The 22,842-nt window shown below is 71.5% G+C and carries 20 protein-coding genes; 10 read left to right on the top strand and 10 right to left on the bottom strand.

Annotated features, from left to right (window positions below; all coding sequences use genetic code 11):
• Positions 1–163: 163 nt before the first annotated feature.
• The 5 genes from DA075_RS11675 to DA075_RS11655 all read right to left on the bottom strand — a co-directional run bounded on the left by DA075_RS11675 (position 164) and on the right by DA075_RS11655 (position 6,338).
• Positions 164–955, bottom strand: coding sequence for a VOC family protein (locus DA075_RS11675; RefSeq protein WP_099953368.1), 792 nt, complete (start codon positions 953–955; stop codon positions 164–166).
• A 12-nt stretch (positions 956–967) separates the two neighbouring features.
• Positions 968–2,596, bottom strand: a complete 1,629-nt coding sequence (locus tag DA075_RS11670) for an ABC transporter ATP-binding protein (RefSeq protein WP_099953367.1) — start codon at positions 2,594–2,596, stop codon at positions 968–970.
• Entirely contained in the window at positions 2,593–3,444 is an 852-nt protein-coding gene (locus tag DA075_RS11665) for an ABC transporter permease (RefSeq protein WP_099956546.1), read from the bottom strand. Before DA075_RS11665 ends, DA075_RS11670 begins: the two co-directional genes overlap by 4 nt.
• A gap of 4 nt (positions 3,445–3,448) precedes the next feature.
• Positions 3,449–4,426, bottom strand: a complete 978-nt coding sequence (locus DA075_RS11660) for an ABC transporter permease (RefSeq protein ID WP_099953366.1) — start codon at positions 4,424–4,426, stop codon at positions 3,449–3,451.
• A 286-nt stretch (positions 4,427–4,712) separates the two neighbouring features.
• The gene (locus DA075_RS11655; RefSeq protein WP_099953365.1) at positions 4,713–6,338 is read right to left on the bottom strand and encodes an ABC transporter substrate-binding protein; all 1,626 of its coding nucleotides are present in this window, start codon (positions 6,336–6,338) and stop codon (positions 4,713–4,715) included.
• Positions 6,339–6,590: 252 nt separating this feature from the next.
• On the opposite strand from DA075_RS11655, the gene DA075_RS11650 reads away from it, so the two are divergent.
• Positions 6,591–7,046, top strand: coding sequence for a cupredoxin domain-containing protein (locus tag DA075_RS11650; RefSeq protein WP_099953364.1), 456 nt, complete (start codon positions 6,591–6,593; stop codon positions 7,044–7,046).
• A gap of 136 nt (positions 7,047–7,182) precedes the next feature.
• Here DA075_RS11650 and DA075_RS11645 read toward each other — a convergent pair whose 3' ends face one another.
• The 5 genes from DA075_RS11645 to pdxR form a co-directional block, all read right to left on the bottom strand.
• Positions 7,183–8,373, bottom strand: coding sequence for an ABC transporter permease (locus DA075_RS11645; protein WP_099953363.1), 1,191 nt, complete (start codon positions 8,371–8,373; stop codon positions 7,183–7,185).
• Positions 8,374–8,401: 28 nt separating this feature from the next.
• The gene (locus DA075_RS38375) at positions 8,402–8,986 is read right to left on the bottom strand and encodes a DUF4112 domain-containing protein (RefSeq protein WP_338068011.1); all 585 of its coding nucleotides are present in this window, start codon (positions 8,984–8,986) and stop codon (positions 8,402–8,404) included.
• An 81-nt stretch (positions 8,987–9,067) separates the two neighbouring features.
• Positions 9,068–10,225, bottom strand: a complete 1,158-nt coding sequence (locus tag DA075_RS11635) for an aminotransferase (protein WP_099956544.1) — start codon at positions 10,223–10,225, stop codon at positions 9,068–9,070.
• Between the two features lie 116 nt (positions 10,226–10,341).
• Positions 10,342–12,948 carry a putative bifunctional diguanylate cyclase/phosphodiesterase gene (locus tag DA075_RS11630; RefSeq protein WP_099953362.1) on the bottom strand — a complete coding sequence of 869 codons (2,607 nt, stop codon included), beginning with the start codon at positions 12,946–12,948 and terminating at the stop codon, positions 10,342–10,344.
• Between the two features lie 203 nt (positions 12,949–13,151).
• On the bottom strand, positions 13,152–14,606 hold the full coding sequence (gene pdxR, locus DA075_RS11625; protein WP_099953361.1) for a MocR-like pyridoxine biosynthesis transcription factor PdxR: 1,455 nt from the start codon (positions 14,604–14,606) through the stop codon (positions 13,152–13,154).
• A gap of 102 nt (positions 14,607–14,708) precedes the next feature.
• Here pdxR and DA075_RS11620 point away from each other — a divergent pair, with 102 nt between their 5' ends.
• From DA075_RS11620 to DA075_RS11580, 9 genes are all read left to right on the top strand, one after another.
• Positions 14,709–15,332, top strand: a complete 624-nt coding sequence (locus tag DA075_RS11620) for an FMN-binding negative transcriptional regulator (RefSeq protein WP_099953360.1) — start codon at positions 14,709–14,711, stop codon at positions 15,330–15,332.
• 79 nt (positions 15,333–15,411) lie between these two features.
• Positions 15,412–16,308, top strand: a complete 897-nt coding sequence (locus DA075_RS11615; protein WP_099953359.1) for a LysR family transcriptional regulator — start codon at positions 15,412–15,414, stop codon at positions 16,306–16,308.
• Positions 16,309–16,423: 115 nt separating this feature from the next.
• On the top strand, positions 16,424–17,224 hold the full coding sequence (locus DA075_RS11610; RefSeq protein WP_099953358.1) for a putative hydro-lyase: 801 nt from the start codon (positions 16,424–16,426) through the stop codon (positions 17,222–17,224).
• A 160-nt stretch (positions 17,225–17,384) separates the two neighbouring features.
• Positions 17,385–18,635 (top strand): ABC transporter substrate-binding protein, encoded by a 1,251-nt coding sequence (locus DA075_RS11605; RefSeq protein WP_099953357.1) that lies wholly within the window; start codon positions 17,385–17,387, stop codon positions 18,633–18,635.
• A gap of 132 nt (positions 18,636–18,767) precedes the next feature.
• A complete protein-coding gene (locus DA075_RS11600) occupies positions 18,768–19,646 on the top strand; it encodes a branched-chain amino acid ABC transporter permease (protein WP_099953356.1) in 879 nt (292 codons plus the stop codon).
• Positions 19,647–20,687: a branched-chain amino acid ABC transporter permease gene (locus tag DA075_RS11595; RefSeq protein WP_099953355.1), complete on the top strand. Its 1,041-nt coding sequence runs from the start codon at positions 19,647–19,649 to the stop codon at positions 20,685–20,687.
• Between the two features lie 53 nt (positions 20,688–20,740).
• Positions 20,741–21,457 (top strand): ABC transporter ATP-binding protein, encoded by a 717-nt coding sequence (locus DA075_RS11590; protein WP_210207053.1) that lies wholly within the window; start codon positions 20,741–20,743, stop codon positions 21,455–21,457.
• Positions 21,450–22,154: an ABC transporter ATP-binding protein gene (locus tag DA075_RS11585; protein WP_164712542.1), complete on the top strand. Its 705-nt coding sequence runs from the start codon at positions 21,450–21,452 to the stop codon at positions 22,152–22,154. Before DA075_RS11590 ends, DA075_RS11585 begins: the two co-directional genes overlap by 8 nt.
• Before the next feature lie 78 nt (positions 22,155–22,232).
• A complete protein-coding gene (locus DA075_RS11580) occupies positions 22,233–22,823 on the top strand; it encodes a hypothetical protein (RefSeq protein ID WP_414468047.1) in 591 nt (196 codons plus the stop codon).
• Positions 22,824–22,842: the final 19 nt, after the last annotated feature.

Raw genomic sequence — 22,842 nt, 5'->3', positions numbered from 1 at the left:
CCTGAAGCGTCCTCGACCGTATCATACCCTCGCGCCTTGGCATCGACACGTCGATGCCAAGGCGTCCGGCGCATCAGCGCCGGCGCCCGCTCGGGCCTAGCCCGCGCCTTCGAACGGGTCCGTTCGAAGGCGCGGCGGTATCAGGCACTCCTCGACGGCCGGCTCACCCCGCCACGATCGCGAGCCGCGCCCCGTGGGTGAGCCGCAGGTCGAGGTCGCCCGCGCCCGTGGCGGCCCGGAACACCGCCGCGACCGGCCCCTCGCCCCGCGTCGCCAGCGCCTCGGCCAGCACGCCGTCCGCGCCCGCCGGACTCGCCAGGGTGACGGTGGTGCCCAAGCCGAGCGGCAGGGTCACGGCGCGGGCCGGGCTGCCGAGGATCTCGGCCTCGACGATCGGCGCGTCGGCCCCGGTGCCGAGCAGGGCGGCGTAGCGGGCGCGGGAGGCCGCGACATCGCGCACCGCCACCGTGACGGAGGCGACCCCGGTGACGCCGTTGTCGTGGCGGCGTACGTCGCCCTCCTGCACGCGAAGCCCGCGGGGCGTGACGTCGCCGCACAGGAACGGCACGTCGGAGCCCGGCGCCCGGGCGGTCTTCCAGTCGAGGCGGGCGCCGTCCGGCCGGAAGCGGCCGCCGGGCACCGGATCGGCCATGTCGAGCCCGCGGCTTTGAGCCGCCTTCACGTCGGCCTCGATGGCGGAGGGCAGCAGAGCGTGGTCGAGGAAGCCCTCGCCGGCACGGTGATAGACCTCGGACCAGCGGTTGCCGGGCTCCGGCTTCTTGAAGGCGATCAACTCCAGGTAGGCGCCATCCTCCAGCACCACCAGCACATTGTGGGTGATGCCGTTCTGGTGCTCGCCGCCGCGGATCACCGTGAAGCCGAGGCTGGAATAATCCGCGAAGGCCGCGTCGAGATCGGCGACCGCGATGACGAGGTGGTCGAGGGTCAGGGGCATGGCGTGTCCTCTTCAGGCGGCCGGCATCTGCGGACGGCCGGGGATCCAGGAGCGGCCGGGCACGGCCTCCAGGAGGGCGCGGGTATAGGCGGCCTGCGGGGCACCGAAGACCTCCGCGGTCGGGCCGGCCTCGACGACGGCGCCGTCCTTCATGACCGCGATGCGGTCGCAGATCTGGCCGGCGACCCGCAGGTCATGGGTGATGAACAGCATCGACAGCCCGAGCCGGTCGCGCAGGGAATCGAGCAGCGCCAGCACCTGGGCCTGGACCGAGACGTCGAGGGCCGAGACCGGCTCGTCGGCGACCAGCACCTCGGGTTCCAGCGCCAGGGCCCGGGCGAGCCCGATGCGCTGGCGCTGGCCGCCGGAGAATTCATGGGGCAGGCGGTCCATCGCGGCCGGATCGAGCCCGACGAGGGTAAACAGCTCGCGCGCCTTGGCCAGGGCGTCGGCCCGGGAGACGCCGTGCAGCATCGGCCCCTGCGCCACCAGCTCGCCGGCGCGGCGGCGCGGGTTGAGCGAGGCGAAGGGGTCCTGAAAGACCATCTGCACCCGGCGGGCTTCGGCCCGCATCGCCCGGCGCGACAGGGCCGCCAGATCGGTGTCGCCGAGGCGGATCGTGCCGGCGTCGGGATCGAGCAGGCGCACGATGCAGCGGGCCAGCGTCGACTTGCCGGAGCCCGATTCGCCGACGATGCCCAGCGTCGTGCCCCGCGGCAGCGACAGGCTCACGTCCCTGACCGCGCGGGTGACCCGGGCCCGGCCCGGGATGAGGCCGCCGCTCTTGCGGTAGGTCTTCGAGACGTGATCGAGCGACAGGATCGCGGGCCCGTCCGCCGGGCGGGGCGGGCGCGGCAGCAGCGGCGGCACCGCGCCGATCAGCGCCTTCGTGTAGGGTGCCTGCGGGCGGTTGAGCACGGCATCGGCCGGCCCCTCCTCGACGAGGCGCCCGGCCTGCATCACCGCCACCCGGTCGGCGATCTCCGCCACCACCCCGAAATCGTGGGTGATGAACAGCACCCCCATGCCGCGCCGCCGCTGGATGTCGCGGATCAGCGCCAGGATGCGGCCCTGCGTCGTCACGTCGAGCGCGGTGGTCGGCTCGTCGGCGATGAGGAGGGCGGGCTCCAGCGCCAGCGCCATGGCGATCATCACCCGCTGGCGCTGCCCGCCGGAGAGTTCGTGCGGGTAGGCCCGGAGCGCCGCCGCCGGGTCCGGCATCCGCACCTCCGCCAGCAGCGCCAGGGTCTTCTCGCGGATCGCGCGGGCGCTTAGGCCGGTATGGATGCGGAAGGTCTCGGCGATCTGGTCGCCGGCCCGGCGCAGGGGGTTCAGGGCCGTCATCGGCTCCTGGAAGATCATGCCGATCTCCCGCCCGCGTAGGCGCCGCATCTCAGGCTCCGGGACGGAGACGAGGTCGCGCCCCCGAAAGAGCACCTGTCCGGCATCGGGCCGCACGCCGACGGGCAGCAGCCGCATCACCGTGTTGGCGAGGACCGACTTGCCCGAGCCGGACTCGCCGACGACGCACAGGATCTCGTTGCCCGCGAGCGACAGGGAGACGTCGGAGAGCGCGTGGCTGCGGTCGGCCCCCGGCGGCAGGCGGACCGAGAGGCTCTTGACCGTGAGGAGTTCGCTCATGACGCGGCCTTCACCGGGGCGGGGCCGCGCAGGCGCGGGTTGAGGGCGTCGTTGAGGCCCTGGCCGACCAGCGACACGGCGAGCACCGTCACCAGGATCGCCACGCCGGGAATCGCCGAGACGTACCATTGCGTGCGCAGCACGCCGCGCCCTGCCCCGATCAGGTTGCCCCAGGAGGCGACGTTCGGGTCGGAGAGGTTGAGGAAGGCGAGCGCGCTCTCGAGCAGGATCGCGACCGCCATCACCACGCTGGCATAGACGATCACCGGCGGCAGGGCGTTGGGCAGGATCTCCCGGGCGATGATGCGCGCGTCGCCCATGCCGAGCACCCGGCAGGCCTGGACGAATTCGCGGTTGCGCAAGGTCAGGAACTCGGCCCGCGTCAGCCGGGCCGGGGCCGGCCAGGAGACGAGGCCGATCGCCACCGTGACGGTGGTGATGTCCGAGCCGAACACCGCCACCAGCACGAGGAGCAGCAGGAAGTTCGGCAGGGTCTGGAAGGCCTCCGTCACCCGCATCAGGAGGTCGTCGATGAGGCCGCCGTAGAAGCCCGCCACCGCCCCGACCGCGATGCCGATCGCGATGGCGATCGCCGTCGCGACGAGGCCGATCAGCAGCGAGACCCGGGCACCGTGGAAGATCTGGGCGGCGATGTCGCGCCCGCTCGCGTCGGTGCCGAGCCAGACCTTCGGGTTGACGAAGGGCCATTGCAGCGGCCGGCCGGCGAGGCCGAGCGGGTCCTTGGGGAACAGCACGGGGGCGGCGAGCGCCACCGCGACGACGAGGAGGAGCAGCACGGCGCCGAGCAGGGCCGCCGGGTTGCGCAGGTAGCGCGTCAGGGCCGCCATCGCGTCAGCGCCCCGCCGCGATGCGCGGATCGAGCCGGCCATAGATCAGATCGACCAAAAAGTTCACCGTGATGACGAGGAGCGCCGACACGAACACGATGCCGAGCAGGGTGTTGAGGTCGCGCTGCACCACCGATTCGTAGGCGAGCCGCCCGAGGCCGGGAAGCGCGAACACGCTCTCCACCACCACCGAGCCGCCGAGCATCGTGCCGGCCTGGAGGCCGACCAGGGTCACCATGGGCAGGAGCGCATTGCGAAGCGCGTGGCGCACGATCACGCCGGTCTCCCCCAAGCCCTTCGCCCGGGCGGTGCGGACGTAGTCGAGGCTCATCACCTCCAGCATCGAGGCGCGCATGATCCGCAGGTACGTGGCGAGGAAGACCAGCGCGAGGGTCAGGGTCGGCAGGACCAGGTGGCGGGCGATGTCGAGGACCCGCGTCAGGCCGGTATAGCCGGCGCCGACCTCCTCGAAGCCGCCGGCCGGGAGCCAGCCGAGATGGATCGCGAACAGCACGATCCCCATCAGCCCGAACCAGAACGAGGGCGTGGCGTAGAACATCAGCCCGAGCGTCGAGATCAGGGTGTCGGGCCATTGCCCGATCCGCCGGGCTGCGACCACGCCGAGGACCATCCCGCCCGCGAAGGCGAGGGTGAGCGAGGCGCCCATCAGCAGCAGGGTCACGGGCAGCCGCTCGGCGATCACCGTCGCGACCGGCTTGCCGTAGATCGCCGACTGGCCGAGATCGAGCTGCACCAGCCGCCACAGGTAGCGGGCGAGCTGGGCGGCGGCCGGCAGGTCGAGCCCGTAATAGCGGCGCAGTTCCTCGGCGGTCGCCGGATCGCCGCCGCCCATCTGGGCCATCAGCGCGTCGACGGTGTCGCCGGGGGCGAGCTGGAGCAGCAGGAAGAGCCCCGCCAGGATGACGAGGAGCGTCGGCAGGCTGGCGGCGAGGCGGCGCAGGGCGAGGAGGAGGATGGTCATGGGCGGACCTCGGGCGCGACGCCCCGACTCTTCCCCCAACGGAACTCGGGCTTGCCCGAGTTCCGCATTCCTGTGCCCAAGTCGGGCAAGCCCGACTTGGGATGGGGGAGGGTGGCCTGCGGAGCAGGCCGGGAGAGGGGAACCACGCTTCCGGAAAGGTCGCGACCTCGATGAAGGGCGAACCCTGGATCAGCGTCGGGCTGCCCCTCTCCCGGTTCACTTCGTTCGCCACCCTCCCCCGCAGAGGGGGGAGGGTTGAGCGCGGCGCACGTCATCAACGAGTGTCTCACGCCTCGATCCACGCATCGTGCCAGTCGCCCGAGCCCCAGCGTGGGGTGTTGTGGTCGCCGTGCACGCGCTTGCTCGTCGCCGACAGGAAGGTGCGCTCGGTCATCATCCAGACCGGGATCTCGTCGTTCACCGCCTTCACCCACTGGGCGTAGAGGGCCTTGCGCTTCTCCGGGTCGAGCTCGCTCGCCGCCTCGTCGGTGAGGCGGTCGACGAGGTCGGATTGCCAGCCGTACTGGTTGGTCCAGGGCGCGCCCTTCGGCGAGCCGGAGCGGTACCACACCGTGGTCGAGACGGCGGGATCGCCGCGATACTGGTGCCAACCGGTGGCGAGGTCGAAGTTCCAGTCGCGGTAGACCGTGGAGAGGGCGCCCGCCGTGTCGAGGTTGACGATGTCGACCTTGATCCCGACCGCCTGGAGCGATTGCTGGATGAAGGTCGCGAGCAGGGGCACGTCCTCGCCGTTCATGATCGGCACGAGCTTGAGCGAGAATCGGGTGCCGCCCGCGCCGCGCTTGAACCCGGCCTCGTCGAGGAGGGCCGCCGCCTTCTTCGGGTCGAAGGCGTAGGGCGGCGGGTTGTCCGGGTAGAAGGCGGTCGAGGAGGACGGGATCGGCCCGGTCGCGGGCTTGCCGAGGCCGTAGATGAAGTTCTCGATGAAGAACGGCACGTCGATGGCGTGGGCGATCGCCCGGCGCACCCGCACGTCGGCCAGCTCCTTGCGGCGGGTGTTGAATTCGAGCGTGTTGTTGAAGGCGTTGGCCTCCAGGCCCTTGCTCGACACGGTGAAGCGCGGATCCGACTTCAGCCGGTCGAGATCGGCGAGCGCCAGCGCGTTGTAGGTCGAGAGCTGGACCTGGCCGGTCTCGAGCGCCGCCGAGGCCGCCGCCTTGTCGATGATGAAGCGCCAGACGATCCGGTCGAGATAGGGGAAACCCTCGCGCCAATAGTTCGGGTTGCGCTCCGCGATGACGTGCTGGCCGCGCTCGTAAGACACGAACTTGAACGGCCCGGTGCCGATCGGCGCCGTGTTGGCCGGGTTCTCCAGCACGTTCGTGCCTTCGAAGACGTGCCGGGGCGCGACGTAGCCGAGATCGCAGAGCGCCCGCAGCAGCAGGTTGAGCGGCATCGGCCGGGAGTAGCGGAAGACCGCCGTGTGGGGATCGGGCGTGTCGACGGCGTCGAGATAGAGCTGAAGCTGGGTGCCGTAATTCAGGTACTTCTTCCACAGCTCCATCGCGGTGTACTGCACGTCCGCGGAGGTGAAGGGCTTGCCGTCGTGCCAGGTCACGCCCTGGCGTAAGCGGAAGGTCACGGTCTTGCCGTCGGGCGCCGCCTCCCACGAGGTCGCGAGCACGCCGGCCGGCTTGCCGTCCTGGTCGAGATCGACCAGCGGCTCGACGATCTTCGAGGTGATGACGTAGACGCCGGTCGAGGCGCGGATCGCCGGGTTGAGCACCCGCTGCTCGCCGTTGAGCTGCACCGTCAGCACGCCGCCGCGCCGGGGCGCCTGGGTCGCAGCCCCTTGGGCGAGCGCCCGCGTGAGGGCCGCCGGGCTCCAGGCCGCGGTGCCGAGCGCGAGGAGGCCGGCCCGCTTGAGGGCGTCGCGGCGGTCGATGATCATCGGGCATCCCTGTCGTCGTTCGGGCGCCATCCTTGCTGCAACGCAGCGCTGGCGCAATGGAGGAAGCGCGGCAATTTCCGCCCTATCCGGAGGCACTTCGTCTCCCGTGGGGCGCGTTCGGGGAAGATTTGTCTTCGCCTGGCCGCCGGAGGGGCATCGGGTCGCGGGCGACGGCCGATCGGGGGAGGAAACATCGGGCGCGACCTGGCGTTCTGGCCTCGACCTCGTCACCCTCTCCGAGAGGAATCCCCGATGCCGTTCCCCGCCCGCGCCGCCGCGGCCGCCGCCTTCCTCGCCGTTGCCCTGTCGGGCGGAGCCCGCGCCGCCAACGACCTGCCGCCGCCCAAGACCGACGCGATGCCGCCGGTCGAGGTGACGATCACCGCCGAGAACGGCGTGCCGCGTTGCGCCCCCGCCGAGCTGCGCCTGCCGGCCCAGACCAATGTCGACCTGCACGTGACCAACCAGTCGAACACGCAGGTCTCGATCACGGCGCCGCAGATCTTCCAGAACAAGAACGTGCTGCACCATGACGGCGACGTGGTCCACGTGGCGAGCAACGACGCCTACCTGATCAAGGCCAACGGCAAGGGGGAGATCCGCCTGCGCACCATCGCGCCGGGCGAGTACACCTATGGCTGCACGGCGACCTCGAAGCAGGACCAGCCGTTCACGGGGAAGCTGACGCTGGTCGACCCGGCGAAGTAACCACCACGGGGGCAGAGGTATCGCTTCTCCCTCGTCCCCTCATCCTCGGCGTCGTGCCCGCGTTCCGCTGCGCGGCCCCGGGATGACGCCGTGGGTGGGGGACACCGCCGTGAGTCAGGCCGGCGCGGATGCCATCCTACCGGAACGTCTTCCTCGGATCGAACGCGTCCCGCACCGCCTCCCCGGCGAAGATCAGGAGGCTCAACGTCACCGCGATCACCGCGAAGCCCGTCAGCCCCAGCCACGGCGCCTGCAGGTTGGCCTTGCCCTGCGCCAGCATCTCGCCCAGCGACGGCGAGCCCGGGGGCAGGCCGAAGCCGAGGAAGTCGAGGGAGGTGAGCGTGGTGATCGAGCCGTTCAGCACGAAGGGCAGGAAGGTCAGCGTCGCCACCATGGCGTTGGGCAGCAGGTGGCGGAACATGATGCGGGCGTTGGAGAGCCCGAGCGCGCGGGCCGCCCGCACGTATTCGAAGTTGCGCGCGCGCAGGAACTCCGCCCGCACCACGCCGACCAGCGACACCCACGAGAACAGCAGCAGGATGCCGAGCAGCACGAAGAAGCTCGGCGTGATGATCGACGAGATGATGATCAGCAGATAGAGCGACGGGATCGCGGTCCAGATCTCGATCACCCGCTGGAACACGAGGTCGACCCAGCCGCCGAAATAGCCCTGCACGGCGCCGGCCAGCACCCCGATCACCGAGGAGACAAGCGCCAGGGTGAGACCGAACAGTACCGACAGGCGGAAGCCGTAGAGGAGCCGCGCGACCACGTCGCGGCCCTGGTCGTCGGTGCCGAGCCAGTTCCACTCGATGTCGCGGCAGGTCGTGCCGCCGGCCTTCTCCGCCATGGTCCTGCACTGGGCATCCGAGAGGAGCCAGGTCGGCGGGGCGGGGGCAGGCACCGGAAGGTCGAGGTTGTGGGTGTTGTAGGAGAAGCGGATCGGCGGCCAGACGGCCCAGCCGTTCTGCGCGATCTCCTTGGCGATCACCGGGTCGCGGTAATCGGTGCGGGCGAGGAAGCCGCCGAATTTTTCCTCCGGATAGTCGACGACGATCGGGAACAGGATCTCGCCCTTGTAGGAGACGACGATCGGCCGGTCGTTGGCGATGAACTCGGCGAAGAGGCTCGTGACGAACAACAGGCAGAACAGCACGAACGACCAGTAGCCGCGCCGGTTCGCCTTGAAGTTCGCCAGCCGCCGACGGTTCAACGGCGACAGCCGCCCGGTGCCGGCAGGGCCCGGCAGCGGCAGGCTCACCGGGCCGGCCGCCGGCGAGGTGACCGGGACGGCGTCGGGCTCGGGGGCCGGAGGGCGCTGGTTCATGCGGCGTCCCCCAGCCGTGCGTCAGGGATCAGTCGATGCGGGTCGCCGTGACGTCGATCACGCTGGGCTTCAGCGCGCCGCTGCGCTCCAGGTGCCGGCGCAGCAACTGCACGTTGCGGCGGTTGGCCTTGAAGGCGGCGTCGAACAGGTCGCCGATCAGCGGCACCGCGCCGACCACGCCGTCGATCGCCACGTTCGCCGCCATGCGGGCGATCAGCCAGCGCGGCGCGCCGAGGCGGCGGGCCTCCCAGACGATGTAGGACGAGATCGCCGTGGTGATCGCGTCGCCGATCACCGGGATCAGGCCGACGATCGCATCGAGGCCGATGCGCCGGTTGCCCGGCAGCAGGATCGCGGTGTCGAGGAGGTGGGCGAGAAGGTCGAGCCGCGCCATCACCTGCTCGGGCGTCGAGCCTTCCAGGGCCTTGGGGCCCTTGGCGCGCAAGCCGAAGGGATCGTCCTGCGGGAAGCGGCCGTCCTTGAAGCCGCCGCCCGCGGAGCTGCCGCCCTGGAACTCGGCTCCGTTGCCGAAGGACCCTGTGCCGAAGGAACCTGCCCCGAAGGAACCTGCCCCGAAGGGCGGGATGCGGCCGGCCGTCTGCGAAGAGGTCATCCCGGGGCTCCGGAGCGTGTGCGTGGTGCTCATGCTCCAAGATGTGGCCCCGGCCTCCCGGCTCGACAAGGAGGCCCCGCATCAGGCCGCGCGCCCCGGCGCGAGGCCGCGCAGGCGCTCGAGGGCCCGGTCGAGGGTGTCGTCGCGCTTGGCGAAGCAGAACCGCACGATGGTGCGCACCGGCTGGTGGGCGTAGAAGGCGCTGACGGGGATTGCCGCGACGCCATGGTGCCGCACCAGCCGCTCGCAGAAGGCGACGTCGTCGCTCTCGCCGAGCGGCGCGATGTCGATGTTGAGGAAGTAGGTGCCGGCCGACGGCAGGACGCTGAAGCCGAGACTGCCGAGGCCGCCGGCGAACCGGTCGCGGGCCCGGGCGAAGTCGGCCCGCATGCCCTCGTAATAGGAATCGTCCTTCGCGAGGCCGTAGGCCACCGCCGCCTGGAGGTTCGGCGGCGTGGTGAAGGTGAGGAACTGGTGCGCCTTGGCGAGGCCCCGCATCAGGTGGGGCGGCGCCATCACGAAGCCGACCTTCCAGCCGGTGAGGGAAAAGATCTTGCCGGCCGAGCCGATCTTCACCGTGCGCTCGCGCATGCCCGGAAACGCCATCAGCGGCCGGTGGCGGCGGCCGTCGAACACCACGTGCTCCCAGACCTCGTCGCAGAGCGCCACGGCGTCGTGCTGCCGGCAGAAGCGTGCCAGCAGCTCCAGGTCCTCGTCCGGGAAGAGCGTGGCGGACGGGTTGAGCGGGTTGTTGAGCAGCACGACCTTCGTGCGCGGCGAGAAGGCGGCGGCGAGGGCGCTTTCGGTCATCCGGAAGTGCGGCGGCGTCAGGGTGACGAAGCGCGGCACGCCGCCGGCCCGGCGCACCAGCGGCAGGTAGGCGTCGTACATCGGCTCGAACAGCACCACCTCGTCGCCGGGCTCGATCAGGGCCATGAGGGCGCCGGCGAGCGCCTCGGTGGCGCCGGACGTCACCATCACCTCGGAGTCGGGATCGAGGTCGAGGCCCTGCCAATGGGCGTAGTGCGCGGCGATCGCCCGGCGCAGCTCCGGCAGCCCCATCATCGGCGGGTACTGGTTCCAGCCCTCCACCACCGCCTCGGCGGCCTTGGCGCGCAGGTCGGCCGGGCCCGGATCGTCCGGGAAGCCCTGGCCGAGATTCACGGCGCCGGTCTCCCGGGCGAGCGCCGACATCACCTCGAACACGGTGGTCGGCAGGTCGGCGAAGATGGGGTTCATGCGGGAGCGGGCAGGTTCGAGGACGAGGATCGGCCTCGCTACCACGCCGGCGGAGCGGACGGAACCGAGCCGGCTGACGCGGCTGCGTCGCGCCCCGCCGCGTCGGCCGGCCCGGGTCACGCCGTGCGGCGCTCCTCCGGCCGGCACAGGGCCGCGAACGCCTCCGCGGGCATCGGCCGGCCGAACAGGTAGCCCTGCGCCTCCTCGCAGCCCTTCGCCAGGAGCCGTCCGGCCGCCGCCTCGGTCTCGACGCCCTCGGCGATCACCGAGAGGCCGAAGCTGCGGCCGAGGGTCAGCACCGACCGGACGATCGCCCGGTCCTGGCTCGTCCGGTCCTGGCTCGCCCGGTCCTGGCTCGTCCGGTCCTGAACCGGGCTCTCCATGCCCTGCACGAAGGAGCGGTCGATCTTCAGCCGCGTGAGCGGGAAGCGCTTGAGCAGGCTCAAGGAGGCGTAGCCGGTGCCGTAATCGTCGAAGGCCAGCCCGATGCCGAGGTCGCGCAGGGCCCGCAGCGGGGCGATCAGCGCCTCGTCGTGCTGCAGGATGATGGTCTCGGTGATCTCCAGCTCGAGGGCGGAGGCCGGCAGGCCGGAATCGGCGAGCGCCGCCCGGACCTCGTCGACGAGGCTCACCGAGTGGAACTGCGCCCCGAACAGGTTGACGCTGACGCGCAGGTCCGCGGCCCCGGCCCGGCGCCAGGCTGCGGCCTGCGCGCAGGCCTCGCGCAGCACCCAGCGGCCCACCGGCCCGGCGAGGCGGCTCGCCTCGAGAGGGGCCAGGAACGCGCCCGGGGCGAGCAGGCCGAGCCGGGGATGGCGCCAGCGGATCAGGGCCTCGGCGCCGACGATCCGGCGGTCGCGCAGGCGCACCTGCGGCTGGTAGAACAGCGTGAACTCGCCTTCCGCGAGGGCGCGCGGGAATTCCTGCTGGCGCGCGGTCCAGGACAGGATGGCTTCGCGCAGGGCCGGCGTGAACACGCGGTGGCAATGCCGCCCAGCCCGCTTGGCCTCGTAGAGCGCCATGTCGGCGCTGGCGAGCAGCGCGTCGGCCAGGGGACCGTGAAGGGGGCTGAGCGCGATGCCGATGCTCGCCCCGAGATGGAGGGTCTGGCCGTCGATCGGGAACGGCTCGGAGAGGCCGTGCAGGATCGTCCCGGCGACCGTCACCGCGGCGGCCTCGTCGCAGCCGGGCAGCAGGACCGCGAACTCGTCGCCGCCCATCCGGGCGACGAGGCCGGCCTGCCCGATGCAGGCGCAGAGGCGCGCCCCGGCCTGCCGGATCAGGTCGTCGCCCGCCTCGTGCCCCAGGGTGTCGTTGACCTTCTTGAAGCCGTCGAGATCGATCATCAGGGCGGCGGCCGGCCCCACGGGAGCGGCGCGCGCCATCGCCAGGGCGAGGCCCCGGCGATTGCTCAGGCCGGTCAGGCCGTCGGTCTCGGCCTGCCGGCGCAGGGTCTCCATCAGGCGCGCGCGCTCGCGCATCCGCTCCTCCAGCACCGCGAGCGCGTCGAACAGCCGCCGGATCTCGACGATGCGAAGGGCCGCCGCCGGGCGGGGGGCGGGCGCGCCGCCCTCGGCCAGCGCCATCGCGGTCTCCCGCGCGATCAGCAGCGGGCGCAGCACCGAGGTGCGCAAGGAGTGCAGCAGGGCGACCAGCAGGAGGAGGACCGCGACGGTGCCGCAGGCGACCAGGAGGAGCCGCGTGCGCACCGCGTCGCGCTCGGCGGCGAAGCCCGCGACCATCCCGGCGAGGTAGCGTTCGCGCAGGGCCTCGACCGGCTTCAGGGTCGGCACGTAGCGGCGGGTCAGCTCGTCGGCGGTGAGGCTGTAGCGACCGGAGGCGCGGCCCTCCGCGATCGTCGTCTCGATGAGGCCGAGCCCCTGCCCGGCGAAGGTCGCCTCGACCTCGCGAAAAAGCCCCTCCAGGGGCTGCCCGGGCCCGAACGCCACCTGGCCGCGCAGCACCCGCAGCAGCTCCAGGATGCGGCCCCGGATCTGCGTGGCGTCGGTGAACTGGCGGGTGTCGAGGGGACGGTGCACGGCAACGGCCGGGATGATGGCGGAGCCGATCCGGCCGCCATATTCCCGCAGGTCGCTCACCGCGTGGCCGATCAGGGCCGATCCGGCGAGGGCGGGGTCGGCCCGGCCGATCTCGCGGATCTCCCAGGCGACCACGTCCTGGAACGTGTCCACCGCGGCGACCATCCGGCCGATCGCGCCGGTGATGTCCTCCAGGCGCCTCTCCGCCGCCGGGAGCGCGGCCACCCGGTCCACGTCCCGCCGCGCCTCGTCGAGCCGGGCGGCCGTCGCCGAGAGGAAGCGGTAGGGAAGGGTGTGGCCGGGCTCGTCCGCCGCCGCCGCTCCGCTCAGGGCCGCCAGGGCGCTGTCGCTGCCGGCCCGGAACGCGGCCAGCCGCGCCTGCGCCGCCGGGTCGCTGCCGGGCGCGATCGACATCATGACATTCGCGGGCCCGCGCTCCGCCGAGAGGCGGTTGGCGGCCTCAAGCACCTGCCGCAGCCGGCTGATGCGCCCGAGGTTGCTCTGGCTGTCGCGATAGGCGGTGATCGAGGGCGCGATGACGATCGCCGTGAGGGTGAGCAGACCCGCCGCCAGCAGGAGGGCGGTGCCCCAGAGCCGGCGTCCGAGCCTGACGTCCCGCCACCCGGCTGTCGCGCGGCCGGCCTGCCCGAGGGGCGCGACCGGCGCCGGAGATGGTTGCTGCACGGGTACCCCCGGGGAGGAGCCGGAACGATGCACCGGCCTGCTGCCGCTGCTGACGGGCTAGGCGGGAATCCTTGCCGAATGCTTAGACGTGCCCTCGGTCGCATTGAATTCGAGCGGTGTTCCGGCGTTTCGACGTTGCCCGATGCTCCGCGAAGTATCCAAGACCCGTTCGAGACGAGGCGGCGGGCGGGCATGGCGGTCGGTCAGCTGCTGGCGGATCTGACGGTCGCGAGCGCCGCGGCGAGGCGGCGGATGCCCGCCCGGATCGCCTCGGGCTCGTTGCCGGCAAATCCCAACAGCAGCCCGGCCCGGTCCGGCCGCGCCGCCGCGTCGAAATAGAGCGGGCCGACCGGGTAGACGCCGATCCCCGCCGCCCGTGCCGCCGCCGCCATCCCTGCCTCAGCACCGGCCGGAACGCCGTCGAACCAGGCGACGAGGTGCAGGCCGGCCGCCGCGCCCTCGACGCGCACCTCTGCGCCGAACGTCTCCGCCAGGGCGGCCAGCAGGGCGGCACGCCGATCGGCATTGCGCCGCCGCGCCTGGCGCAGGTGGCGCTCGTAGCCGCCATCGCCGAGGAGCCGGGCGAGGGCGGCCTGCTCCAGCCCCGGCGCCTGCCGGTCGGCGAGGCGCTTGGCCTCGGCAAACGCGTGCTCCAAGGCCGGCGGCACCACGAGGTAGCCGAGGCGCAGTTGCGGCGAGAGGGTCTTGGAGACCGTGCCGGCATAGATGACGCGGCCCGTCCGGTCGAGGCTCCGCAGCGCCTCCACGGGCCGCGCGTCGAAGCGGTACTCGCCGTCGTAATCGTCCTCGACGATCGTCGCGCCGCACGCCTCCGCCCAGGCCAGCAGCGCCTGCCGGCGGGCGGCGGGCAGGACGCCGCCGAGGGGGAACTGGTGCGAGGGCGTGACGTAGGCGAGCCGCGCCGGGCCGATCCCGGCGAGACGCCCGGTCTGCAGGCCCTCGGCATCGACCGGGACCGGCACGATCGCGGCGCCGGCGGCGGCAAAGACCCTTCGCGCCGCGCCGTAGCCCGGATCCTCCATCACCACCCGGTCGCCGGGATCGACGAGGAGCCGGGCGCAGAGGTCGATCCCCTGCTGCGAGCCGTTGACCACGACGATCTGGTCGAGGCCGCAGCGGAGGCCCCGGGCGCGCCAGAGATAGGCCTGGAGCGCCGCGCGCAGGCCCGGCAGCCCGCGCGGATCGCCGTAGCCGAGCCGGGCCGGCCGGCGCAGCAGGACCGCGTTGAGCGCCCGCCGCCAGGCCAGGACCGGGAAGTCGTCGCCCGAGAGGTCGCCGTAGCGGAAATCGATCGCGGGCGCCGGCGCCGCCGGAGGCGCCGGCTCCGCGAGCAGGCGCTGCCCGAAGGCGGAGAGGCGATGCGCCGGCGCGGGAGCGGCCGCGACCGGCGACGCGGCCTCCCGCAGGCCGGCGGCGACCCGCGCCCGGGCCCCCGGCCGCGTCTCGATATAGCCCTCGGCGGTGAGCTGGTCGTAGGCCGCCGTCACGGTGGTGCGCGAGACCCCGAGCTCGACCGCCAGCGCCCGGGTCGAGGGCAGGGCCGCGCCCGGCGGATAGACCCCTTGCGCGATCTGGGCCTTCAGGTCGGCCCCGATCTGCGCGCTGACGAGGAGGGGACGGGGAGCGCTTGCGTCCAAACTGGCCTGGTCCTTTCGGTTCGAACTGGCTGTTCAGCATGGGCCAGTGTCCAGCGTAGGACCAGCACCGGCCATGTCGAGGCCGCCTTCCGGAGCCTCCCGATGTACATTCCGCCCGCCTTCCGCGAGACCGATGAGGCCGCGATGCATGCGGCGATGCACGCCGCCCCGCTGGCGAGCCTCGTCACCGCGACGACGGCCGGGCTGGTGTGCACGCCGCTGCCGCTCCTGCTGGAGCCGGGGGAAGGCGAGCGGGGCGTGCTCTACGGCCACCTCGCCCGGGCCAACCCGCAATGGCGCGAGCCGGCCCTGGCCGAGACCCTGGCGATCTTCTCCGGGCCCGATGCCTATGTGACGCCGTCCTGGTACGCGACGAAGCGCGAGACCGGGACGGTGGTCCCGACCTGGAACTACGTCGCGGTGCACGCCTACGGGCCGGCGGAGTTCTTCGACGACCCGGATCGCCTGCTCGCCGTCGTCACCCGGCTCACCGAGCGGCAGGAAGGCACGCGGCCGGCCCCCTGGGCGGTGGCGGATGCGCCGGCGGAGTTCATCGCCGCGCAGCTGCGCGGCATCGTCGGCCTGCGGCTGCCGATCACCCGCCTCGAAGGCAAGCGCAAGATGAGCCAGAATCGCAGTGCGGCGGACCGCGCCGGCGTCGCCGCGGGGCTGGCGGCGGGCGATTCCACCATGCGCCGCGTCGCCGCGCTGATCCCCCGCGACTGATCCGGCCCGGCCCACCGCCGGCATTGCGCGTGGTCCGAACCTTGCTCCATGGTGTCCCGCAGGCGATCCGGGACGGTGCATGGCGGAACTGAGAAGCCTCGAGATCTTCTACTGGACCGCCTCGCTGTGCAGCTTCCGCAAGGCGGCGGAGCGGATGCACACCTCGCAGCCTGCGGTGTCGCAGCGCATCGCGGCGCTCGAGGAGGAGTTCGGGGTGCGGCTGTTCGAGCGGCGCGCCCGCTCGGTGGTGCTGACGGCGAAGGGCCGCGACCTCCTGACTTACGCCGAGCGCTTCCTGCGCCTGCGCACCGAGATGATGCAGGCGGTGGCCGGGCCCGGCGTGATGCGCGGCGTGCTGCGCCTCGGCGTCGCGGAGACCATCGTCCATACTTGGCTGATGCGCTTCATCGCCCGGATGAACGAGGCCTATCCGGGGGTCACCGTCGACATTGCGGTCGACATCTCGCCCACCATGCGCGACGCGCTCCTGAACCGGGACCTCGACCTCGCCTTCCTGGTCGGGCCGATCACCATGCCGAGCCTGGTCAACCTGCCCCTGTGCAGCGTGTCCCTGGCCTGGATCGCCGCGCCGCAGCTCGATCTCGGCCCCGGCGAGGCGAGCCTGGCGAGCCTGCTGAAGCACCCGCTCATCACCTACCCGAAGAACACCAACCCCTACGTCTCCCTCCGGGAGATGCTGGCGCAATCGAACCTGCCGCCGCCGCGCCTGCACAGCAACGCCTCCCTCTCCACCATCGTCCGGATGGCGCGGGAGGGCATCGGCATCGGGGTGATCCCGCCCGAGGTGGTGCGCCGGGACCTCGACGAGGGCTCGCTCCGGGTCATCGCCCCGGCGCCGGCCCTGCCGGACATCCATTTCACCGCCACCTACGCCAACGCGCCCGATGGCGGGCTCGCCGCGACGGCCGCGCGGCTCGCCTGCGAGGTCGCGGCCTCGCCGGACTGGCGCCGGTGATCCTCGGGCTCGCCCCTATCGATAAGTCCCGCTTATCGAAACCGATGCGAAATAACGATTGGCGCTTACCTGCCTACGATGTGAACATGACGTATCCTTGAGCAGAGGAGCGGTGATGACCTTTCCCTTCGATCGGGCGCGGATGAGCGGCGAGGCGGCCCGGCTCGCCTGCCGCAGTGGCGCCATCACCGGTTGCACCGCGGGCATCGCCGACGGCTACGTGCAGGGCAACCTCGCAATCCTGCCCGCCGACCTCGCCGACGAGTTCCTGCTCTTCGCCCAGCGCAACCCGAAGCCGTGCCCGATCATCGGGGTCTCGGCGAAGGGCGAGCGCCGCATCCCGGAACTCGGCCTCGACCTCGACATCGCCACGGATATCCCCGGCTACCGGGTCTGGCGCGACGGCGTGGTGGTGGAGGAGCGCGCTTCCGTCGCGGATCTGTGGCGCGACGACCTCGTGGCCTTCGTGATCGGCTGCTCCTACTCGTTCGAGGCGGCGATGGCCGAGGACGGCCTGCCGCTGCGCCACGTCGAGATGGGGGTGCGGGTGCCGATGTACCGCACCAGCATCCCTTGCGCCCCGGCCGGCCGCTTCGCCGGGCCGATGGTGGTGTCGATGCGCCCCCTCACACCCGCCCAGGCGATCCGCGCGGTGCAGATCACCACGCGCTTCCCCTCCGTCCACGGCGCGCCGGTGCATCTCGGCCGGCCGGACCTGATCGGCATCCGCGACATCCAGGCGCCCGATTACGGCGACCCGGTCGAGATCCGCGACGACGAGATCCCGGTCTTCTGGGCCTGCGGCGTGACCCCGCAATCGGTGATCGCCGCCGTGCGGCCGGCCTTCGCCATCACCCACGCCCCCGGCTGCATGCTGATCACCGACCGGCGCAACAGCGAGTTCGCCGTTCTCTGAAGATGTGCCCGGTCCATTCGTCTCGATAGTATCTTGAGTCCGTCTTCGGGTCTTGTTCGTGCATCGTGTCCACAGCCGGTTCGATATCTGTGTCGTGCCGGCTGTTCAAGGGACGCGGAATGAGGCTTAGAGGATATCGAAGCCCCCTGGAGACCAGCGCATGATTCGTCGTCGAGAACTCTTGGTGGGCGCCGGCGCCCTCTCGCTCGCGTCCTTGAGGGGCGCCCCGGCCCGCGCGGCGGCGCCGGAAGTGGTGGTTGGCGTGCTCTACGCCATGTCGGGGGCGAGCGCGCAGGTCGGCGTGGACGCCCGCCACGCCATCGAGACGGCGCTCGACCTCATCAACAACGACCACGACCTCGACCTGCCGGGCGCCAAGGGCGTCGGCCTCGCCGGCATGGGCGGCGCGAAGATCCGCCTGGTCTTCGCCGACCATCAGGCCGATCCCCAGAAGGGCCGCGCCGAGGCCGAGCGCCTCATCACCCAGGACAAGGTCGCGGCCCTCGTCGGCTGCTACCAGTCGGCGGTCTCCGCCACGGTGAGCGCCACCGCCGAGCGCTACGGCGTGCCCTTCGTCTGCGCCGATTCCTCCTCGCCGAGCCTGCACCGCAAGGGCCTGAAGTACTTCTTCCGCCCGGCCGCGCACGACGAGATGTTCTCGACCGCGATGTTCGACTTCCTCGACGCCCAGCGCAAGCAGGGCCAGAAAATCGACTCGGTCGCGCTGTTCTTCGAGGACACGATCTACGGCGTCGATTCCTCGACCGTGCAGCGCAAGCTGGCGGCCGAGCGCGGCTACAAGCTCGTCGCCGACGTGAAGTACAAGAGCAACTCGCCCTCGCTGACCGCCGAGGTGCAGCAGCTCAAGACGGCCAACGCCGACGTATTGCTGCCGACGAGCTACACCACCGACGCGATCCTGCTCACCAAGACCATGGCCGAGCTCGGCTACAAGCCGAAGAGCATCATCGCGCAGGCCGCCGGCTTCTCCGAGAAGGTCACCTACGACGCGGTCGGCGACAAGCTCCAGGGGCTGATCTCCCGCGGCAGCTTCTCCCTCGACCTCGCCGCCAAGCGCCCGATGGTCGCGACCGTCAACAGCATGTACAAGGCCCGGGCCGGCCGCGACCTCAACGACAATTCCTCGCGCCAGTTCATGGCGCTGATCGTGCTCGCCGACGCCCTCGACCGCGCCGGCTCGACCGACGGACAGAAGATCCGCGCCGCGCTCGCCGCCACCGACATCCCGGGCACCCGCACGGTGATGCCCTGGACCAAGGTGGCCTTCGGCCCCGACGGCCAGAACACCCACGCCGACCCGGTGCTGCTGCAATGGATCGGCGACAAGTTCGTCACCGTCTTCCCGGAATCCGCCGCGGTGGCGCCCGCCAAGTGGCCGATGAACATGTAGGCTCAACCGCTCTTCGCTGCTGAACGACAAGAGGTGAAGCATACCTCCCCTCTCCCGTGTGGGAGAGGGGATCCCGCGCTGGACTTGGCGACGATCGGACAGTGTCGCGCCCCACCGGAGCCTGGACCACCCATGACGACGCAAGCCCTGGTACAGGTGCTGGCGAGCGGCCTCCTGATGGGCTTGATCTACGCCCTGATCGCGGTCGGCCTCTCGCTGATCTTCGGCCTGATGGACGTGGTGAACTTCGCCCATGGCGAGTTCCTGATGCTCGCCATGTACGCGACCTTCGGGCTGGTGCTGGTCACCCGGCTCGATCCGGTGGTGCTGATGCCGCTCGTCGCGGCCCTGCTCTTCGTGCTCGGGGCCGCCGCCTATCTGGGCGTGGTGCGCTTCGCCATGCGGGCCAAGGCCAACCAGGGCATGGTGCAGATCTTCGCGACCTTCGGGCTCGCGATCCTGCTCCAGGGCGCCGCCCAGTACCTGTTCACGCCGGATTACCGCAACGTCCAGAACACCTGGCTCGGCGGGCGCACCCTTGAGCTCGGCGGCGTGTTCCTGCCCTGGCCGCAGATCTTCGGCGCTTTCGTCTCGCTCGCCGCCTTCGGCGGCCTGCATCTCCTGATGAGCCGCACCGATTTCGGCCGGGCGCTGGAAGCCACCCGCGAGGACCAGGGCGCCGTGGCCCTCGTCGGCATCGACCGCAACCGGGTCTTCGCCCTCGGCTGGGGTCTCGGGGCGGCGCTCGTCGGCCTCGCCGGCGCGGTACTGGCGATCTTCTACTACATCCATCCCCAGGTCGGCGCGAGCTTCGCCCTCATCGCCTACGTCACGGTGGCGCTCGGCGGCTTCGGCAGCGTCGGCGGCGCGCTCGTCGCCGGGATCATCGTCGGCCTCGTCGAGGCCTTCACGGCGGTGATCCTGCCGCCGGCGCTCAAATCCGTCGGCGTCTACGCCCTCTACCTCGCGGTGGTGTTCTGGCGGCCGCAAGGCCTGTTCGGGAGGCTTTAGATGACCACGCTGACCACCGCCCTCGCGCCGGGCTCCGCCCCCGCCCGGGCCGAGGCGAGCTATGCGGCCAAGCGCCGGCGCAAGCTGATCGTCGCCGCCCTGGTCTTCGCCGCCCTCGCCGCGCTCCCCTACGGCATCCGCGACGTCTACCTGCAGAACGTCCTGATCCTCACCCTGATGTACGCCGCGCTCTCGCAGAGCTGGAACATCTTAGGGGGCTATTGCGGCCAGGTCTCGCTCGGTCACGCCCTCTATTTCGGGATCGGCGCCTACGCCACCTCGGTCCTGTTCGTCAATTACGGCGTGCTGCCGTGGTTCGGCATGCTGGCGGGCGGGATGCTGTCGGCGCTCGTGGCGCTCGTCCTCGGCTATCCGTGCTTTCGCCTCGCCGGCCACTACTTCTCGATCGCCACCATCGTGATCGCGGAGATCGGCCTCCTTCTGGTTCACAACTGGGACTTCGTCGGCGGCGCGATGGGCATCCAGTGGCCGTTCAACCCCGACTCGTGGTGGACGCTCCAGTTCGCCCGCGACAAGATCCCCTACGTCCACTTCGCCATCGGCTTCCTGGCGGTCGTCTGGTTCGTCACCTGGCTGATCGAGGGCTCGCGCTGGGGCTATTGGTGGCGCGCGGTCAAGGACGACGCCCAGGCCGCCGAGAGCCTCGGCGTCGAGGTCTTCCGCTCCAAGATGGCGGCGGCGGCGGTCTCGGCCTCCTTCACCGCCATCGGCGGCGGCTTCTACGCGGCTTACGTCTCCTACATCGATCCCGAGAGCGTGATGAGCTTCCGCTTCTCGCTGCTCTTCGCGCTGCCGGCGGTGCTCGGCGGCATCGGCACCCTGTGGGGGCCCCTCGTCGGCGCCGCGATCCTGATCCCGCTCACCGAGATCAGCCGCTCCTATCTCGGCGGCAGCGGCAACGGCCTCGACCTGATGCTCTACGGCGTGCTCGTCATGGTGGTGGCGCTGGCCCGGCCCGAAGGCGTGCTCAGCCTGTTCCGCCGCACCCGCAAGGCCCGCAACGAGGAGGCGACACCGTGAGCACTTCGCCCGTGAGCACCTTGCCCGTGAGCACGCCCGCGGCTTCCCCCCTGCTGCGCATCGACCACGTGACGCTCCGCTTCGGCGGCCTCGTCGCCAATGCGGATGTCAGCCTCGACGTGCCGGAGGGGCAGATCCTCGGCCTGCTCGGGCCGAACGGCGCCGGCAAGTCGACCCTGTTCAACCTGATCTCCGGCACCTACCAGCCGAGCGAGGGAAAAATCGTCTTCCAGGGCGAGGACATCACCCTGCTCTCGGCCCCCGAGCGCTGCCGGCGCGGCATCGCCCGCACCTTCCAGGTGCCGCGCTCCTTCGACTCGATGAACGTGGTCGAGAACGTGATCGTCGGCGGCTTCGCCCGCCACGCCAGCGCCGCCGCGGCCCGCCGCGTCGCCCTCGAAACGCTCGACTTCGCCGGGCTCGCCCACCGGGCCGAGGCGGTGGCGGGGGAACTGACACCACCCGAGAAGCGCCGCCTGGACGTGGCGCGCGCGCTCGCCACCGGGCCGAAGCTCCTCCTCCTCGACGAGGTGCTGACGGGCCTGACCCCGAGCGAGGCCAAGGCCGGCGTCGAGCTGATCCGCAAGGTCGCAGGCCGCGGCGTCACCGTCATCATGGTGGAGCACGTGATGGAGGTGGTGATGCCGCTCGTCGACCGCGCCGTGGTGCTGCATCTCGGCCGCGTGCTGGCCGAGGGCCACCCGACCGAGGTGGTGCGCCACGAGGGCGTCATCACCGCCTATCTGGGGGAGCGCCACCGTGCTGCTTGAGGTCCGCGGGCTCTCCACCGCCTATCAGGGCCTCTTGGCCATCCAGGGCGTCTCGATCGAGGTCGAGAGCGGCGAGATCGTCGTCGTGGCGGGTGCCAACGGCGCCGGCAAGTCGACGCTCCTGAAATCCATCGCCGGGATGGAGCGCCCGAAATCCGGTGAGGTGGTGTTCGACGGCGCCCGCCTCGACGGCCTGCCCGGCCACGCCATCACCGCCAAGGGCATCGCCTACGTGCCGGAGAACAAGCGGCTGTTTCCGCGCCTGTCCGTCTCCGACAACCTGCGGCTCGGCAGCTATCTCCACCGCAAGGCCGCCGACCGCGAGGCACCGCTGGAGCGGGTCTTCGCCCTGTTTCCCCGCCTCAAGGAGCGCCTGCCGCAGCGCGCCGGCACCCTCTCGGGCGGCGAGCAGCAGATGCTCGCCATCGGCCGCGCCCTGATGACGCGGCCGCGCCTGCTGATGCTCGACGAGCCCTCGCAGGGCATCATGCCCAAGCTCGTCGACGAGATCTTCTCCGCCATCGAGGCGATCCGCGCCTCGGGCACCACGATCCTCCTGGTGGAGCAGCGCCTGGCCGAGTCGCTCGGCATCGCCGACCGCGCCTACGTGCTCCAGACCGGCCGCCTGATGCTGAGCGGGCCCGCCGCGACGCTGCGGGACGATCCGGAGGTGCGGCGGGTGTATCTGGGGATTTGACCCTCAGGGATCCGATCCGGGCCCGAGACTCCCGCCGCCCGCATCGATGTTCTACAGAGGGGCCTCACGGAGAGCCCCTTGATGACCAGCCGCACCACCGAGATCACGCTTGAGCGCATCGCCCTGATCCGGCGGCTGGTCGTGGCCTGGGATCCGGCAGGGCAGGGCGCCCCGGTGATCCACCCGGACGCCCCCTATGGCAGCCTCGACCGCGACGGCGACATCGCCAACGTCACCGGCGACGACGAGGGGGCGGCGGAGGAGCACCGGGCGGTGGGCGAGGCGCTGGTCGCCTTCCTGCGCCATGCCGAGTTGAAGCCCGGCCGCTACAGCTACCACAACCCGCTGACCAAGCTCGACCTGTCGCACGTCTCCGACGTCTTTCGCGATGAGAGCACGGGGACGGCGCCCGAGCAGATCGTGTTCGAGGTCGGCCCCGAGCACATCGCCCTGGTCCGTCGCCTCGCGATAGGGTGGGACGAGGGACGCGGGGTGCCGGCGGTGGACGGGGCGGCGCCCTACGGCCCCGGCAGCCTGGAGGAGGCGATGACCCGCGCGCTCGGCGGCCCGCGCGAGGACCTGGCCCACCTGCACCGGTCGATGCAGCCGGCGTTGCAGATCGTCCTGCGCAGCGCCGACATCGCCCCGGGGGATTACGCCGTCACCTGATCGGGGCGTCGCGCGCGAG

The sequence above is a fragment of the Methylobacterium currus genome (assembly GCF_003058325.1).
In the GTDB taxonomy this organism is placed as follows: domain Bacteria; phylum Pseudomonadota; class Alphaproteobacteria; order Rhizobiales; family Beijerinckiaceae; genus Methylobacterium; species Methylobacterium currus.
Note: the sequence above shows the minus strand (reverse complement) of the source record. Positions and strands in the feature narration are given on the sequence as shown.

Excerpts from the sequence above, each read along its gene's own strand:
- DA075_RS11675 (WP_099953368.1), bottom strand. The coding sequence starts at position 955 with ATGCCCCTGACCCTCGACCACCTCGTCATCGCGGTCGCCGATCTCGAC.
- DA075_RS11670 (WP_099953367.1), bottom strand. The coding sequence starts at position 2,596 with ATGAGCGAACTCCTCACGGTCAAGAGCCTCTCGGTCCGCCTGCCGCCG.
- DA075_RS11665 (WP_099956546.1), bottom strand. The coding sequence starts at position 3,444 with ATGGCGGCCCTGACGCGCTACCTGCGCAACCCGGCGGCCCTGCTCGGC.
- DA075_RS11660 (WP_099953366.1), bottom strand. The coding sequence starts at position 4,426 with ATGACCATCCTCCTCCTCGCCCTGCGCCGCCTCGCCGCCAGCCTGCCG.
- DA075_RS11655 (WP_099953365.1), bottom strand. The coding sequence starts at position 6,338 with ATGATCATCGACCGCCGCGACGCCCTCAAGCGGGCCGGCCTCCTCGCG.
- DA075_RS11650 (WP_099953364.1), top strand. The coding sequence starts at position 6,591 with ATGCCGTTCCCCGCCCGCGCCGCCGCGGCCGCCGCCTTCCTCGCCGTT.
- DA075_RS11645 (WP_099953363.1), bottom strand. The coding sequence starts at position 8,373 with ATGAACCAGCGCCCTCCGGCCCCCGAGCCCGACGCCGTCCCGGTCACC.
- DA075_RS38375 (WP_338068011.1), bottom strand. The coding sequence starts at position 8,986 with ATGACCTCTTCGCAGACGGCCGGCCGCATCCCGCCCTTCGGGGCAGGT.
- DA075_RS11635 (WP_099956544.1), bottom strand. The coding sequence starts at position 10,225 with ATGAACCCCATCTTCGCCGACCTGCCGACCACCGTGTTCGAGGTGATG.
- DA075_RS11620 (WP_099953360.1), top strand. The coding sequence starts at position 14,709 with ATGTACATTCCGCCCGCCTTCCGCGAGACCGATGAGGCCGCGATGCAT.
- DA075_RS11615 (WP_099953359.1), top strand. The coding sequence starts at position 15,412 with ATGGCGGAACTGAGAAGCCTCGAGATCTTCTACTGGACCGCCTCGCTG.
- DA075_RS11610 (WP_099953358.1), top strand. The coding sequence starts at position 16,424 with ATGACCTTTCCCTTCGATCGGGCGCGGATGAGCGGCGAGGCGGCCCGG.
- DA075_RS11605 (WP_099953357.1), top strand. The coding sequence starts at position 17,385 with ATGATTCGTCGTCGAGAACTCTTGGTGGGCGCCGGCGCCCTCTCGCTC.
- DA075_RS11600 (WP_099953356.1), top strand. The coding sequence starts at position 18,768 with ATGACGACGCAAGCCCTGGTACAGGTGCTGGCGAGCGGCCTCCTGATG.
- DA075_RS11595 (WP_099953355.1), top strand. The coding sequence starts at position 19,647 with ATGACCACGCTGACCACCGCCCTCGCGCCGGGCTCCGCCCCCGCCCGG.